Here is a 15,985-nt window from a genome sequence, read left to right as displayed (position 1 = left end):
CCGCAGCCGGAACCAGTGGACGGTTATTTGGCCTCAGGCATTGGGCCGAACCACTTTTCGTAGATCTTCTTGTAGGTGCCGTCTTCCTTGATGTCAGCTAGAGCTTCATTCACCGCGCCTACCCATTTGCTGCCGCTTTTCAGAGCGATGCCGTACTGCTGGCCTTCATACAGGGGGCCAGCCGTTTTTACTTTACCCTTGCCACGGGTGCTGGCGAAGTAGCCGACGTTCGGTGCGTCGTAGAAGACCGCATTCACGGCACCGGACATCAACGCCATGTACATGTCGGAACTGCCCGGGTAGGGGGTGACACCGTCGTTTTTGTCGAGGTTGTCCATCAGGAAGTCGTAGCTGGTGCTGCCGATCTTGGTGCCGATTTTCATACCTTCGAGGTCTGAAATTTCGTTGACCTTGTCATTGTTCTGGCTGACCAGAATACGCAGACCGGAATCGTAGTAAGGGTCTGAGAAGTCGACGATCTCTTCACGCTCTTCGGTAATGGTAATGCCCGCAATGGCGATATCCACATTACCGGTTTGCAGAGCAGGAATAATGCCGTTGAAGTCCATGGTGTTCAGGTCGATTTCGAAACCGGCACGCTCTGCAACTTCGCGGATGATTTCCATATCGAAACCGATCATTTCACCGGTTTCCTGGTCCATCATTTCAAATGGCACAAAGCTGGGGTCGGTAACCACTCGCAGGGTCTCTGCGCTGACAGTGGATGCTGCAACGGAAAGCGCCAGGCCTGCGCTAAAAGTTTTCAGCCATTTCGTGTTCATGTCTTCTCCTTTTCGCTTCTTATTGTGCTCTATCTGCCCGGTAAGACAGCCCGGTGACGAGTTTGATAACTGCGGCTCCAGGGGAGCATGGATGAGTGAACAACAGGCAGAGTTTAGCTGATGCAAATCAGAATTTCAGGAAATCATAAGGTTAGACAAAAGCAGGGGGCAGGAAGCTGCCCCGGTTCCGTAATCAGAGACGGGGCAGCAAGGTAGCGACAACGAGGGGTCAGAACGCGATCTTTTCCCGATCGCTGATGCCCAGGTTCTCCCAGATTGAAAGGCTGGGTTGGGCCTGGTTGAGGGTATAGAAGTGCAGCCCAGGCGCGCCCGCTTTCAGCAGCTTCTCACACATCTCGGTGATGACTTCTTCACCGAACTTGCGGATGCTGGTGGTGTCGTCGCCGTAGGACTCCAGCTGTTTGCGAATCCAGCGGGGAATTTCCGCGCCACACATATCCGAAAAACGCACCAGGCTGGAGAAGTTGACGATGGGCATGATGCCCGGCACCACCGGAATGGTGACCCCCATCTTCTCCAGGCGGTCGATGAAGTAGAAGTAGCTGTCGGCATTGAAAAAGTACTGGGTAATGGCGCTGTTGGCACCGGCCTGTACTTTTCGTGCGAAGTTCTTCAGGTCTTCTTCGGCATTTCGGGCCTGGGGGTGAAACTCCGGGTAGGCGGCTACTTCAAGGTTGAAGTGATCACCACTGTGCTCCCGGATAAACTCCACCAGTTCGTTGGCGTAACGCAGCTCACCAGAGGCGCCCATGCCCGAGGGCAGATCGCCGCGCAGGGCGACGATCCGGTTGATGCCGTTCTCTTTATAGACATCCAGCAACTCGCCGATTTCCTGGCGGGTTCCGCCCACACACGACAGGTGTGGTGCGGTGGAAATCCCCTGCTTGTGCAGGTTAAGTACGGTCTCGATGGTGCGATCCCGGGTGGAACCGCCCGCACCGAAGGTGACCGAAAAGAAATCCGGGTTCACCTCGGCCAGCTGGTTGCGAACCGTCTGCAGCTTTTCTTTTCCCTGCTCGGTCTTGGGCGGGAAAAACTCGAAGCTGAAGCGGCGCTTGAATTGTTTTTGGGATTCCATGATCGTTTCCGCTTAGTACCTGTAGCTTTCCGGCTTGTACGGGCCTTCGACCGGTACACCGATGTATTTCGCCTGATCCGGAGTCATCTTGGTGATCACGCCACCAAAACCTTCCACCATGGCGCGGGCCACCTCTTCATCCAGCTGCTTGGGCAGCACCTTCACGTAGACACCCTTGGCCTTGGCATCTTCCGGCAGGTCGGCGAATTTGCGCTCGAACAGGTACATCTGGGCCAGCACCTGGTTGGCGAAAGAGCCGTCCATGATGCGGGACGGGTGGCCGGTGGCGTTACCCAGGTTCACCAGGCGACCTTCCGACAGCAGAATCAGGTGGTCGTTGGCGGCCTTGTCGCGATAGATCACGTGGACCTGCGGCTTAACCTCGTCCCATTCCCAGTTCTTGCGCATGTAGGCGGTGTCGATTTCATTGTCGAAGTGGCCGATGTTGCACACCACAGCGCCGCTCTTCAGGGCTTTCAGCATGTTGGCGTCGCACACGTTCACGTTACCGGTGGTGGTCACCAGCAGGTCGGTGGTGCCCAGCAGCTCGGCATTGACACCTTGCTCGGTGCCAGTGTTGATGCCGTCGATGTAAGGAGACACCACTTCAAAGCCGTCCATGCAGGCCTGCATGGCGCAGATCGGATCGGCTTCGGTCACTTTTACGATCATGCCTTCCTGACGCAGCGACAGGGCAGAGCCCTTGCCGACATCGCCGTAGCCGATCACCAGTGCCTTCTTACCCGACAGCAGGTGGTCGGTGGCGCGCTTGATGGCGTCGTTCAGGCTGTGGCGACAACCGTATTTGTTGTCGTTCTTGGATTTGGTGACGGAATCGTTCACGTTGATGGCCGGAATCTTCAAGGTACCGTCGCGCAGCATTTCTTGTAGGCGGTGTACGCCGGTGGTGGTTTCTTCAGTCACGCCGTGGCACTTGGCGATGATCTGCGGGTATTCCTTGTGCAACAGTTCGGTGAGGTCGCCACCGTCATCCAGGATGATGTTGGGCTCCCAGCCGTCTACGTCTGCGCCCACGGTTTTATGCAAGCACCATTCGTATTCTTCATCGGTTTCGCCTTTCCAGGCAAACACCGGGATGCCGGCAGCGGCGATGGCCGCAGCGGCCTGATCCTGGGTGGAGAAGATGTTGCAAGAGGACCAGCGAACGTTGGCGCCGAGTTCGATCAGGGTTTCGATCAGCACGGCGGTCTGGATGGTCATGTGGATGCAGCCCATGATGTTGGCGCCTTTCAGGGGCTGGTCTGCTTTGTATTTTTCACGCAGGCGCATGAGCGCGGGCATTTCGCCTTCGGCGATGTTGATTTCCTTGCGGCCCCAGTCGGCGAGGGTGATGTCGCGGACTTTGTAGTCTTCGAAGCTGCTCATGGTGATCTCCTGTTGGTCTTTTCTTGCGGTCCCGGAATGTTGCGAGTACCGCCTGCATGGGTGTGGTCGGAGTCGGGGAATGTCTTTCGCGGAACCGCTACGAGCACATCCATGTGCGCTTCTCTCCGGCCATCCATGGCCTCCGAAATTCCGCGAAAGACATTCCCCGCCTCCTCTTTATAACCTTGGGCGTACGTCGTCTCCGGTACGCCTGAATCTCTTACGGAGATTGAGTAGCCTCCGATTATTACTGGATAAACTGTCACCGAACGTTTGAACGCGGTGGTGAGGTAAGTCCTTCGGGGACTGTTGAGGGCCATGGACGGCCCGAAACAAGCGCACATGGATGTGCTTGTAGCGTGTCCCCGAAGGACTTACCTCAGCGCCGCCACCTCCAGACGGTGACGGGCTGGGTCAAAACAAAGGCCCAACTCCAAGAGTCAGGCCCGGAAGTGTCAGGCTCCCGCAGCGTCTTTCAGAGCCGCGGCGCGGTCGGTCTTCTCCCATGGGAAGGCGGTGAAGGTCTTGCCGCCCACCGTCATTTCATGGGGCTCGCGACCAAAGTGGCCGTAGGCTGCCGTGGCCCGGTACATTGGGTGCAGCAGGTCGAGCATGTTGGTAATCGCATAGGGGCGCAGATCGAAGTTCTGGCGCACCAGTTCAATAATCTTGTCGTCGCTGATCTTGCCGGTACCGAAAGTGTTCAAAGAAATGGAGGTCGGCTGGGCCACACCGATGGCGTAGGACACCTGAATCTCACATTTCTCGGCCAGGCCAGCGGCCACAATGTTCTTGGCAACATAACGGCCAGCGTAGGCGGCCGAACGGTCAACCTTCGACGGATCTTTGCCGGAGAACGCACCGCCGCCGTGGCGTGCCATACCGCCGTAGGTGTCAACGATGATCTTGCGGCCGGTCAGACCACAGTCGCCCACCGGGCCGCCGATTACGAACTTGCCGGTCGGGTTGATGTGGAACTGAGTGTCTTTGTGCAGCAGTTCGGCTGGCAGTGTGTGCTTGACGATCAACTCCATCACTGCTTCTTTCAGATCCGCCTGGCTCACGTCCGGATCGTGCTGGGTCGACAGCACGATGGCGTCGATGCCAACAACCTTGCCGTTCTCGTAGCGGCAGGTGACCTGGCTCTTGGCATCCGGGCGCAGCCACGGCAGCAGGCCGCTCTTGCGGGCCTCGGCCTGGCGCTGTACCAGGCGGTGAGAGAAGGTGATCGGGGCAGGCATCAGTACGTCGGTTTCGTTGCTGGCGTAGCCGAACATCAGGCCCTGGTCACCCGCGCCCTGGTCTTCCGGCTTCTGGCGATCAACGCCCTGGGCAATATCCACCGACTGCTTGCCGATGATGTTGATCACGCCGCAGGTGTCGCCGTCGAAGCCCACTTCAGAGGAGGTGTAGCCGATGTCTTTGATCACACCCCGAACCAGGTCTTCCAGGTCGACCCAGGCGCTGGTGGTGATTTCGCCACCGACAATGGCAACCCCGGTTTTGACCATGGTTTCACAGGCTACGCGCGCGTGTGGGTCGTCGGTGAGGATCGCATCCAGCACCGCGTCGGAAATCTGATCCGCCAGTTTGTCCGGGTGGCCTTCAGAGACCGATTCGGAGGTGAAGATGTTGTAGTCAGACATAGCTTTGCTCCTCTTGAGCGATGGCAAAATCGTTCCGGCGTCGTCACGTGTGCCTTGCCGGATGTTTCTGGTTGTTGTTGGGTGTACGTATTTTTACCTACACCTGTATCAAAATTCTTTGATATTCCCCATACCGTCTGGCCTGTCAGGCATTAGCCGGGCTTTTCCAGAATTCTCGTACCTGAATCTGGAAGCCATTGCGCAGGCCTATAAACAGCTGCTCACCCGCCGTCAGGCCTGCATCGGTAGCCCAGGCGGTCAGTTCTTCCGGTTCGAAACCCAGCCACAGATCACCACAGTTGGCCTTGGCCCAGTCCTGATCGTGGCTGCACAAGTCGCTGACAATCAGGCAGCTTCCGTTGTGCATCAGAGCGGCAGCGTCCAGCAGAATATCCGCCGGGCTGGGTACATGGTGCAGCACCATATTGGCGACAATCAGGTCAAAGGCATCGCCCCGGGCCAACAGGGTATCGGTAACGCCTTCAATCAAGTCAACGTTGTTGAGGCCCTGGTCAATACAGACCCGGGTGGCTTTGGCCAGCATGTCTTTACTGTTATCCAGGGCCACTACATGAGGAAAAAGGCCTGCCAGCACGGGCAGGAACCCTCCTTCGCCCGGGCCAATTTCCAGTGCGCTTTGCCAGCGTTGCCGAGCCGCACGTTTGCGGATCAGTTCGGCGGTGGGCTCGGCGTACAGGTCAAAGGCGGCAATCAGTTCTTGCTGCTCCCGGAATTGTTCCGAATGTCGGGAGAAAAACGCCTGGGACTGTTCGGCCCGTTGCTCCCGGACGGCTTCAATTTTCGCTTCCAGCGGTCGGGGCAGTGGCACCCGGTCGACGGTTTCAAAGATTTGCCGGATGGTTTCGTCTGCCAGCTTGCCGCTGTCGAGGTTCAGCGGGCGACGATAGAAGATGGCGTTACCTTCCCGCTGGGGTTCCAGCAGCCCGGCCTTGTGCATCACCTTCAGGTGGTGGCTCATACCAGACTGGCGCATGTCGAACATCTGGCTCAATTCCAGCACTCCGAATGTGTCCCGGCGCAATACCCGCAGGATCTCCAGGCGCAGCGGGTCTCCGCTTGCCTTGAAGATGGGGGCCAGCACTTCGGCAAAGGCCAGTTCGTTCGCGTGTGCATTCATTGAGGTCATGGCGGGTAAGTGTAGGGGGCTTGGGATGGTCTATCAATAGCCATATCAAAATTTTTTGATATAGATTTATGAATTCTGTGAAATCAGTCGTTTTGGTGGTTTTGCCTCCCCTTTATCGGAAAACTGCTACATATGGATTTGCCCCCGCACACTGTAATCGGCGAAAATACGCGCCTTCTTTTTGAGCAGTTTTTGCAGCTTGAAGTCTTTTCCTGAAAAACACTGGAGAATTGTCAATGCCGTCCCGTAAAGATCTCGCCAACGCCATTCGCGCGCTGAGCATGGATGCGGTTCAGAAAGCCAAGTCCGGCCACCCGGGTGCGCCCATGGGTATGGCGGATATCGCCGAGGTGCTGTGGAACGATTACCTCAGCCACAACCCGGCCGACCCGCAGTGGGCCAACCGCGACCGTTTTGTGCTTTCCAACGGCCATGGCTCCATGCTGCAGTACTCACTGCTGCACCTGAGCGGATACGACGTTAGCATTGATGACCTGAAAAACTTCCGTCAGCTGCACTCCAAAACCCCGGGCCACCCGGAATACGGTTACACCCCCGGCGTTGAAACCACCACCGGCCCGCTCGGGCAGGGCATTGCCAACGCGGTAGGCTTCGCGCTGGCGGAAAAAGCACTGGCGGCCCAGTTCAACCGCCCCGGCCACGAGATTGTTGATCACTACACCTACGCCTTCCTGGGCGACGGCTGCCTGATGGAAGGTATTTCCCATGAAGTGGCGTCACTGGCGGGCACCCTGGGGCTGGGCAAGTTGATTTTCTTCTACGACGACAACGGTATCTCCATTGATGGCGAGGTCGATGGCTGGTTTACCGATGACACGCCCAAGCGTTTTGAATCCTACGGCTGGCAGGTGATTCCGGCGGTTGACGGCCACGATGCCGACGCCATTCGTGCGGCGGTGGAGCAGGCCCGCGCCAACACCGAGCAGCCCACCATTATTTGCTGCAAGACCATCATCGGCTTCGGTTCTCCCAACAAGCAGGGCAAAGAAGACTGCCACGGCGCGCCGCTGGGTGATGATGAAATCGCACTGACTCGGGAAGCCCTGGGCTGGCACCACGGCCCGTTCGAAGTGCCGGCAGACATTTACGCGGCCTGGGATGGCAAAGCAAAAGGTGCCGCGGCCCAGAGCGAGTGGGATGCCAGGTTCGCTGCCTACGAGAAAGCCGAGCCGGAACTGGCCGCCGAGTTCAAGCGCCGGATGGCGGGTGATCTGCCGGCAGACTTCTCTGAAAAAGCTCAAGCTTACATTCAGGAATGCCAGGATAAAGGCGAAACTGTGGCTTCCCGCAAGGCGTCCCAAAACTCCCTGAACGCTTATGGCCCGCTGCTGCCAGAACTGATGGGCGGCTCTGCCGACCTGGCCGGTTCCAACCTGACCATCTGGTCTGGCTGTAAAGGGGTCACCAAAGAAGACGCCTCCGGTAACTACATTTATTACGGTGTCCGTGAGTTCGGTATGGCGGCCATCATGAACGGCATCGCCCTGCACGGCGGCTTCGTGCCCTATGGCGCCACCTTCCTGATCTTCATGGAATACTGCCGGAATGCCGTGCGCATGGCCGCACTGATGAAGCAGCGCTCCATCTACGTATTCACTCACGACTCCATTGGCCTGGGTGAAGATGGCCCGACACACCAGCCGATCGAGCAGCTGGCCAGCCTGCGCACCACACCGAACATGAGCACCTGGCGCCCGGCCGACACCGTGGAATCTGCGGTGGCCTGGAAAGCCGCGCTTGAGCGCAAAGACGGCCCCACGGCGATGGTGTTCTCCCGCCAGGGACTGCCTCACCAGCAGCGCGATGCCGAGCAGCTGGCCAATGTGGCCAAGGGTGGCTACATCCTGTCGGACAGCGATGGCACACCGGAACTGATCCTGATTGCCACCGGCGGTGAAATCGGTCTGGCCCAGGACGCGGCCGCCCAACTGCGAGAGCAGGGCAAGGCCGTGCGTGTGGTGTCCATGCCGTCGACCGACGTGTTCGACGCCCAGAGTGCCGAATACAAGCAACAGGTACTGCCGCTGGAAGTGACCAACCGCATCGCCATCGAAGCCAGCATCGCTGACTACTGGTACAAGTATGTCGGCCTGGACGGTCGGGTGATTGGCATGACTACCTTTGGTGAGTCTGCTCCGGCTGGCGAACTGTTCAAGGAATTCGGCTTCACCGTTGAAAATATCCTTGAAGTGGCTGACGAACTGCTGGACGCCTGATGACCGACTCAAAGCCTTTCCGGATTGCCATCAACGGCTATGGTCGTATTGGCCAGTGCGTGTTGCGGGCGTTGTATGAGAACGGCTTTCGCGACCACCTGCAGGTGGTCGCCATCAACGAGTTGTCGGACATCGACACCATCGCCCACCTGACCAAGTACGATTCTACCCATGGCAGGCTGAACGGAAAGGTGGCGGTGGATGGCGATCATCTGATAGTGAACGGAGACCGCATTCGCGTTCTCCGTCATCCCGACCCGGAGGATCTGCCCTGGCGTCTGCTGGATGTGGATCTGGTGCTGGAGTGTTCCGGCGCCTATTCCGACCGGGCCACGGCAGAAAAGCACATCGCCTCCGGCGCGAAACGACTGCTGTTCTCCCAGCCGGGAGAGGCCGATGTCGACCGCACGGTGGTGTTTGGTATCAACGACCGGGCCTTGAACCCGAGTGATGTCATCGTAGCAGCTGGCTCCTGTACCACCAACTGCCTGGTGCCGGTGATCAAAGTGCTGGATGACGCGCTGGGTGTGGAGCAGGGCAGTACCACCACCATTCACGCTGCGATGAACGACCAGCCGGTGATCGATGCCTACCACCATAAAGACCTGCGCCGCACCCGCAGTGCGCTGCATAACATGGTGCCGGTGGATACCGGGCTGGCGCGCGGGATCGAGCGGCTATTGCCGCACATGGAGGGCCGCTTCAGCTCCGTGGCCATTCGCGTGCCCACCCTGAACGTGTCCGCCATCGATATGGTGGTGAACGTTCGGCAAAGCACCGATGTGGCAGCGGTAAACCAGATACTGAAAGCCGCCGCAGAGGGCCCGCTGGCGGGCATTCTCGATTACACTGACGAGTTGCTGGCAAGTTCCGATTTCAACCACGACAGCCATTCCGGCGTGGTTGACGGCGGGCAAACACGGGTAACCGGTGGCTCCATGGTGAAAGTGCTGTGTTGGTTTGATAACGAATGGGGCTTTGCCAACCGGATGCTGGATGTGAGCAAGAGCTGGTTGACCCAGTTGAACGATTGAGGGGGAGCGCCAGACTGGAGCCCCCACCCAGACAGATTATGAATCCATAACTACGGACCTTGATTATGGCCATCAAAAAGATGACTGACCTGAACCTCGCCGGCAAGCGGGTTCTGATTCGTGAAGACCTGAACGTACCGGTCAAAAACGGCACAGTAGCCAGCGATGCCCGCATCCGCGCATCGCTGCCCACCATCAAAGCAGCCAAAGACGCGGGCGCCAAAGTCATGCTGATGTCCCACCTGGGCCGTCCGGAAGAAGGCGTGTTTGACGAAGCCTCTTCTATGAAGCCGGTGGCCGAGCACCTGTCGACCTTGCTGGGCCAGGAAGTTCGCCTGATCACGGATTACCTGAACGGCGTTGAAGTAGCCGATGGCGAAGTGGTTCTGTTCGAGAACGTCCGCTTCAACAAAGGCGAAAAGAAAGACAACGAAGAACTGGCCAAACAGTACGCTGCCCTTTGCGACATCTACGTAATGGATGCCTTCGGCACCGCCCACCGCGCCCAGGCCTCCACCCACGGCGTGGCCAAATTCGCCCCCGAAGCCTGTGCAGGCCCCTTGCTGGCGGCAGAACTGGAAGCTCTGGGCAAAGCCCTCGATAACCCGGCCAAGCCGGTGGTAGCCATCGTTGGCGGCTCTAAAGTCTCCACCAAACTGGACGTGCTCAACGCCCTGGAAAAAGTCTGCGACCAGATCATCGTTGGTGGCGGCATCGCCAACACCTTCCTGGCGGCTGCGGGCAAGCCGGTGGGCAAATCCCTGTGCGAACACGACCTGATCGACACCGCCAAAGACATCGCCAGCCGTGTGGAAATCCCGCTGCCGGTGGATGTGGTTGTCGCCAGCGAGTTCGCGGAAACCGCCACCGCCACCACCAAGAATGCCACCGACGTCAGCGCCGATGACATGATTCTCGACGTCGGCCCGGAAACCGCTGGCCAGTTTGCGGAACTGTTGAAAAATGCCAAAACCATTCTGTGGAATGGTCCGGTTGGTGTGTTCGAATTCGACCAGTTCGGCAACGGCACCAAGGCCCTGGCCAACGCCATCGCCGAAAGCTCTGCGTTCTCCCTGGCGGGCGGCGGTGACACCGTGGCAGCCGTTGACAAATACGGCGTAGCTGACAAGATCTCTTATATCTCCACCGGCGGCGGCGCGTTCCTGGAATTCGTGGAAGGCAAAACCCTGCCAGCCGTAGCAGTACTGGAAGAAAGAAGTCAGTAAGTTCTGATCAGTCGCCAGAAGCCGGCGGCAAAGCATAGCGCCAAATCGCAAGGAGGGTGGGTCAGGCCCTTCCGGGACTGTGCGCAGCAGGGATGCTGCGCTCAAGCGTACACGGACGTATTCACAGCGTGTCCCGGAAGGGCCTGACGCACCCTCCGCAGCAGACTCCAAGCTTTGAAAGCAGGCAAGGAGCCAGCGGCAAACAAAAGAATCCCAACATCAAAAGTCAACAAAGGAGACAACCCATGGCCCTGATATCGCTGCGGCAACTTCTCGACCACGCCGCCGAGCATGGTTACGGTGTGCCAGCCTTTAACGTAAACAACCTTGAACAAATGCGCGCCATCATGGAAGCCGCCGACAAAACCGACTCCCCGGTCATTGTCCAGGCCTCCGCCGGTGCCCGCAAATACGCCGGTGCGCCCTTCCTGCGTCACCTGATTTTGGCTGCCATTGAGGAATGGCCGCACATCCCGGTGGTCATGCACCAGGACCACGGCACCAGCCCCGCCGTATGCCAGCGCTCCATTCAACTGGGCTTCAGCTCCGTGATGATGGACGGCTCCCTGGGTGAAGACGGCAAAACCCCGACTGACTACGAATACAACGTCGACGTAACCCGCCGCACCGTCGAAATGGCCCACGCCTGTGGTGTCTCCGTAGAAGGCGAGCTGGGTTGCCTGGGCTCCCTGGAAACTGGCCAGGCCGGTGAAGAAGATGGTATCGGCGCCGAAGGCACTCTCGACCACAGCCAGATGCTGACCGACCCGGAAGAAGCCGCCGACTTCGTGGCGAAAACCCACGTAGACGCACTGGCCATCGCCATCGGCACCAGCCACGGCGCCTACAAGTTCACCCGCCCACCGACGGGCGACATCCTCGCCATCGACCAGATCAAAGCCATCCACGCCCGCATCCCGGACACGCACCTGGTCATGCACGGCTCAAGCTCCGTTCCCCAGGAGTGGCTGAAGGTGATCAACGAGTTTGGTGGCGAGATTCCGGAAACCTACGGGGTGCCGGTGGAAGAAATCGTCGAAGGCATCAAGCACGGCGTGCGCAAGGTCAATATCGACACCGACCTGCGTCTGGCCTCTACCGGAGCGGTTCGTCGCTTCATGGCTCAGAACCCGGCCGAATTTGACCCGCGCAAATTCCTTAAGGCCACCATGGTTGCCATGACCGACATCTGTGTAGCCCGCTACGAAGCCTTTGGGTGTGCCGGTCAGGCCAGCAAGATCAAGCCGATCAACCTCGAGCAGATGTTCGAGCGTTACGCCGCGGGTGAACTGGACCCCAAGGTCAAGTAAGCCGCCTGTAATCGCAAAAAAGCCTCCGTTCTACGGGGGCTTTTTGTTTTATCTGTCCTGATTTTTCTTCGCCAGTTGCTCCAGTGCCAGCAAGCTGTCGGTATAACGGGCAAACCGTTCCAGGTATTCCGGTGATAATCGCTGCATCTCGGACAATGCCCGGCTCACCAGCCGTTGGGCGTTCATCGGGCCAGCGCCTCTCGGAGAGTTTTCGATAGCATGGCGAACCCGCTCCCGGAGCATCAGATTACCCTGATCTGCCTGCACCCGCGTGAGCGTACGCAAAGATTTCGGGACAGTTTCCATTTCCACAGGTGAGTTGCCGTTCTCTGGGGCATTTTGCTCGCCAAAGATGCGTTGCTCCAGAGCCGTCCGGTACATCGGAGTGGACGGTTGCGAAGGCGTATTGAGCTCTCCCACCAGTGCCGATAGCGAATTAAGCCCTGAATCATTTGATCGGGGCGCGTCAGTTGTGGCTTGCTCAAGAGGCTGAATGCCGGAACCACGTGGGAATTGCCGTACTGCCTGCTCCAGCTTTTGCCAGTGCGAGCTGTGTTGCAGGCCGCAGGCAACAAGGCGTTGCTCCAGGGATTCGAGGTAGCAAAAGCGCACCGGGTCGGTCGCAGGGGCATCGGACTGGCGAAGTTCATCAAGAACCGAAACCGGTAAGCTGTCTACGGTCATGGTGCATTGGCTCCAGAGCCAATTGCTTGCTCCCCATCTTTGGCAGACACAGTATTGGCAGGCGCCCGAGGCACGGTACTGATCTCCACCCGCCGGTTCTGGGCGCGGGATTCGGCATCCACATTGGGTACGGCGGGGTGGTGTGCGCCAAAAGCAGCGGCGAAAATCCGGTCGTTCGGCAGGCCCAGTTCCATGAGAGTGCGCGTAACGGTGAGCGAACGCTGTGCCGATAAGCCCCAGTTGTCCTGATACCGGCTGCTCCGATGCATGGGCAGGTCATCGGTAAAGCCGCTCACCATCAGCAATTCATCGTGCTGGGCCAGGTAGGTTTTCAGTGGGGTGACCAGTGATTCAAGCACCGCCACGCCATCGGCTTGCAATTGATCCGAGTTCAACTGGAACAGCACGTTGCCGCTGATGCCGATGCGGCCATTGCGGAAGGTCACCAGGCCTTTGGTCAGTGGGTCTTCCAACGCTTGTTCCAGCGCAATCCGGCGCTCTTCTTCGGCTTCCCTTTTGGCTTTTTCGTCTGCCAGAGACTGGCTGAGCTCCAGTTGTACCCCGATCACCCACACCAGTATCAGGACCAGAATGCCCACCAACGCGGCCATCAGGTCAGAGAAAATGGCCCAGATCGGTGTGGATTGCTGTTCGCTGCCCTCCAGATGTTCCATCAGTCCGCTCCGCTGGCCTCAAGCTCGCCACGGCGCAGGGCCGCTGCGGCATCAATAACGTCTTTTTGCGAGCTCACGGACAGATCGATGACTTCGCGGGCCTGGGCGACATAATAGGCCAGTTGCTCATCGTGGCGATGACCGGCGGCATCCAGCGCTTTCTGGATGTTCAGGAGGTTATCCTGAAGTTGTGTATTGGATGTACTGAACAGTTCTACCGCTTTGAGGAAAGCATCGCTGAGCGCACCCACTTCCTGGCTGCTGCCAGTAAGGTTTTCACCCAGTTTGCCGAGTTGCTGGCTCTGCGCTTCAATCAACAGGTTGAAACGTTCGCTGATGCCGGTCAGGGTTTCGCTGGCACCGCTGATCAGTGAATCCACCGCCTGGCGCTGGCTATCGGCATTGCTGCGCTGGGATGCCAACAGGATGTCCAGCTCTTGCACCAGGCGTTGACGTTCTTCCAGTAACTGGTTTTCCCGTTCGCTATTGCGGGCCATTTCGGATTGCAGCTGAGATATTACCTGCGCCGCCGCTTTTGGCGTTTCCGACGCGGTTTCGATCAGGCGAGTCATGGGCGCTTCCAGCCCTGCGCCGAGCTCGGTCAGGTGTTTGGTGACGGTGCTTTCAAGTTGGGCCAACTGATGGTTGGCGGCTTCACCGCGTGCCACTTCTTGTTCATGCAGTGATGTAAGCTGTTCGGAGACACGGGTGATCAGTACGTCGAGGCCTTGCTGTTGCTGGCTTGCAATCTTTGCGCTCTCGTACTGGAACCGGGTTTGGTATTCCTGCAGAGTGTTCTGCAGATCGGTTACCAGCTTTTCGGCGGTTTGCTGTTGTTGTGCAACACCGGTTTGCCAGTGCTGGGCGGTTTGTTCTGTGGCGTTTTGAAGCTGCTCCAACAGCTGCTTCTGGGCTTGCTCCGAGCTCTGTTGCAAGGCTTGCTGGTGTTCAGCGGAGGCCTGCTGCTGCGCCTGAAGATTCTGCTGCCAGTGCTCGCTGGCCTCAAGGGTGGTTTTCTGGAACGTATCGGTCAGCTTGGCCAGTTGTTGCTGGGTGGTTGCCGCCCAGTGTTCATGAAGCTTGCCGGCGCTGGACTGCAGGTTATCCATGGCCCCGGTGACAATCGGTTCGATCCGATCCGCAGTCAGGTGTGTACTGGATTCCAGTGCCTTCTCGAGCGATTCCGCCACCGAAGCGGCCAGGGACTGATAGTGATCGCCCACTGCACTGTGGAATTCCTGCTGGTTTTGGGTCAGAGATTGCGCCAGTTGCTGGCCCAGCTGCTCCATTCGGGCCGTCATGCTCTCCATGGCTGAGGCCATTTGCGGTAGGGCTTCTGCTTGCGACTCCAGTGCTTTGAAGGCTTGCTCGCGCTGATAATCTGTCGACAGGTGATGCAGCCGCTGGCGCAGGGTTTTGTCCAGTTGGCGGGAAACCTGTAACCGTTCACGTCGGCTCAGGGTAGAGGCCAGCCCCAACATGGCGGACGCCGCCACACCAGCAATGGAGGTGCCAAAGGCCAGACTCAGCCCGGCGATGGGCGCGGCCAGCGCGCTGCGGATGGCGCTGAGTTCGGTGCTGCCATCCAGTGCCGAGGCGGCGCCGCTCAGAGTCACAATCATGCCTGCAAAGGTGCCCAGAAGGCCCAGCATCACCAGCAGACCAACCAGATAAGGCGTGAACTGCGGGCTGGGCAGGGCGGCAAAATGGCCGTCAATGCGCCGCTGCACGGAGAATTGAACTGGCTCTGGCAGGCCAGCTAACCAGCCGTTAAGTTGTTCACGACTTTCCGGAGTGCTGTTGAGTTTGTTGGCCAGCTTCCGGGTGGTACCGCGAAAGCCCATCAGCTCCACAAAGCCCAGGCTATACACCACGGCAATGATGAGGGTGACAGAGAGCGCCAGCAGATCGGAGCCGATAAAACGCTGGCCAATCCAGCCGGTTACGGCCAAACCTGTAACAAACGCGAAAAAAAAGAAAAGTCTGCTCATGGAGAGTGGTTTACCTCGTTGTGGCAGGCCTCCAGCAACCCCAGTACCGGCTCCAGCCGAACATCCAGTTCAGCGAGTAATAAATTCTGCGCTTTCTCGCAGTAACAGAGCAGCCGGTTGTCCGGCGCAGTGCCGGTATCGGGGGATGCATCAGAGGGTGTTTGCAGGCTGCGGAATTGCTGTTCCAGAAGCCTGGGAATCTGTGCAAAACACTGGCTGGTGTACCCGGCCATGGTGTGATCAAAAACAGCGTCCAGTTGCGCCAGCCGGGCCATGGAGTGACCCTGGTCTTTCATGTCGTTTCGCACCTTGTCCCGCAATTGACGACTGCTGGAGGCGACCTTGCGCTGGAGGGCCAGCCAGGCGTTCAGTGCCGTCTCCGGGTCGGGTTCCGTTCCGGTGTCCAGGGTTTCAGTGAATGACTGAATGCGACGAATCAGAGCCTTGCGGGTGTTGGCCAGCTCTGCAGTCAGGCGGTCAACTGCCGCGGGTTGTGCAAAACCTGTTGGGCGCGCCCGATGGGCCGTGGCCGCGTCCAGCTTCATGGTGTCGCCCAGGCCGAACAATCGGCTTAGCCGCTCACCGAAACACGGCAGCTCGCCCGGAGACTTAAGCGCTCCGTAATCTGCCAACAGGTTCAGTAATCTGTGTGCGTGGCTTGGTTGCGCCACCGGTGGCTTGTGCATCCGTTCGGTAACTCTGTCTGCGCTTGTCGAGGCCCATTTTGAGGGCGCCTATTCTACTGGTTAACCGAAATGAATCATAATGA

13 protein-coding genes are annotated in these 15,985 nt (G+C 58.5%); 4 read left to right on the top strand and 9 right to left on the bottom strand.

Going from position 1 to position 15,985, the window contains the following annotated elements:
* Positions 1 to 23 precede the first annotated feature (23 nt).
* The 5 genes from C7H09_RS09820 to C7H09_RS09800 all read right to left on the bottom strand — a co-directional run bounded on the left by C7H09_RS09820 (position 24) and on the right by C7H09_RS09800 (position 6,060).
* Entirely contained in the window at positions 24 to 782 is a 759-nt protein-coding gene (locus C7H09_RS09820) for a transporter substrate-binding domain-containing protein (protein WP_106762346.1), read from the bottom strand.
* A 229-nt stretch (positions 783 to 1,011) separates the two neighbouring features.
* Positions 1,012 to 1,881 (bottom strand): methylenetetrahydrofolate reductase [NAD(P)H], encoded by an 870-nt coding sequence (gene metF / locus C7H09_RS09815; protein WP_106762345.1) that lies wholly within the window; start codon positions 1,879 to 1,881, stop codon positions 1,012 to 1,014.
* Positions 1,882 to 1,893: 12 nt separating this feature from the next.
* Positions 1,894 to 3,267 (bottom strand): adenosylhomocysteinase, encoded by a 1,374-nt coding sequence (gene ahcY / locus C7H09_RS09810; RefSeq protein ID WP_106762344.1) that lies wholly within the window; start codon positions 3,265 to 3,267, stop codon positions 1,894 to 1,896.
* A 455-nt stretch (positions 3,268 to 3,722) separates the two neighbouring features.
* On the bottom strand, positions 3,723 to 4,913 hold the full coding sequence (gene metK, locus C7H09_RS09805) for a methionine adenosyltransferase (protein WP_106762343.1): 1,191 nt from the start codon (positions 4,911 to 4,913) through the stop codon (positions 3,723 to 3,725).
* Between the two features lie 145 nt (positions 4,914 to 5,058).
* Positions 5,059 to 6,060, bottom strand: a complete 1,002-nt coding sequence (locus tag C7H09_RS09800) for a metalloregulator ArsR/SmtB family transcription factor (protein ID WP_106762342.1) — start codon at positions 6,058 to 6,060, stop codon at positions 5,059 to 5,061.
* A 236-nt stretch (positions 6,061 to 6,296) separates the two neighbouring features.
* Between C7H09_RS09800 and tkt the strand changes: the two genes are divergently transcribed.
* The 4 genes from tkt (at position 6,297) to fba (ending at position 11,867) form a co-directional block, all read left to right on the top strand.
* A complete protein-coding gene (gene tkt / locus C7H09_RS09795; protein WP_106762341.1) occupies positions 6,297 to 8,297 on the top strand; it encodes a transketolase in 2,001 nt (666 codons plus the stop codon).
* Positions 8,297 to 9,331 carry a type I glyceraldehyde-3-phosphate dehydrogenase gene (locus C7H09_RS09790; protein ID WP_106762340.1) on the top strand — a complete coding sequence of 345 codons (1,035 nt, stop codon included), beginning with the start codon at positions 8,297 to 8,299 and terminating at the stop codon, positions 9,329 to 9,331. Before tkt ends, C7H09_RS09790 begins: the two co-directional genes overlap by 1 nt.
* A 65-nt stretch (positions 9,332 to 9,396) precedes the next feature.
* On the top strand, positions 9,397 to 10,557 hold the full coding sequence (locus C7H09_RS09785; protein ID WP_106762339.1) for a phosphoglycerate kinase: 1,161 nt from the start codon (positions 9,397 to 9,399) through the stop codon (positions 10,555 to 10,557).
* A gap of 245 nt (positions 10,558 to 10,802) precedes the next feature.
* The gene (gene fba / locus C7H09_RS09780; protein WP_106762338.1) at positions 10,803 to 11,867 is read left to right on the top strand and encodes a class II fructose-bisphosphate aldolase; all 1,065 of its coding nucleotides are present in this window, start codon (positions 10,803 to 10,805) and stop codon (positions 11,865 to 11,867) included.
* Between the two features lie 48 nt (positions 11,868 to 11,915).
* Here fba and C7H09_RS09775 read toward each other — a convergent pair whose 3' ends face one another.
* From C7H09_RS09775 to C7H09_RS09760, 4 genes are read right to left on the bottom strand one after another with little or no spacing between them, the layout of a single operon-like run.
* Positions 11,916 to 12,551, bottom strand: a complete 636-nt coding sequence (locus tag C7H09_RS09775; RefSeq protein ID WP_106762337.1) for a DUF2894 domain-containing protein — start codon at positions 12,549 to 12,551, stop codon at positions 11,916 to 11,918.
* Positions 12,548 to 13,225, bottom strand: a complete 678-nt coding sequence (locus C7H09_RS09770) for an OmpA family protein (protein ID WP_106762336.1) — start codon at positions 13,223 to 13,225, stop codon at positions 12,548 to 12,550. The genes C7H09_RS09775 and C7H09_RS09770 overlap by 4 nt, the downstream gene beginning before the upstream one ends.
* Complete coding sequence (locus tag C7H09_RS09765) at positions 13,225 to 15,216, bottom strand: DUF802 domain-containing protein (RefSeq protein WP_106762335.1); 1,992 nt, start codon at positions 15,214 to 15,216, stop codon at positions 13,225 to 13,227. The genes C7H09_RS09770 and C7H09_RS09765 overlap by 1 nt, the downstream gene beginning before the upstream one ends.
* The gene (locus C7H09_RS09760) at positions 15,213 to 15,902 is read right to left on the bottom strand and encodes a DUF3348 family protein (protein ID WP_106762334.1); all 690 of its coding nucleotides are present in this window, start codon (positions 15,900 to 15,902) and stop codon (positions 15,213 to 15,215) included. Before C7H09_RS09760 ends, C7H09_RS09765 begins: the two co-directional genes overlap by 4 nt.
* Between the last annotated feature and the right edge of the window lie 83 nt (positions 15,903 to 15,985).

This window comes from Marinobacter fuscus, from assembly GCF_003007675.1.
Lineage (GTDB): Bacteria > Pseudomonadota > Gammaproteobacteria > Pseudomonadales > Oleiphilaceae > Marinobacter > Marinobacter fuscus.
The sequence above is the reverse complement of the archived record's forward strand: the minus strand, read 5'-3'. Positions and strand labels throughout refer to the sequence as shown.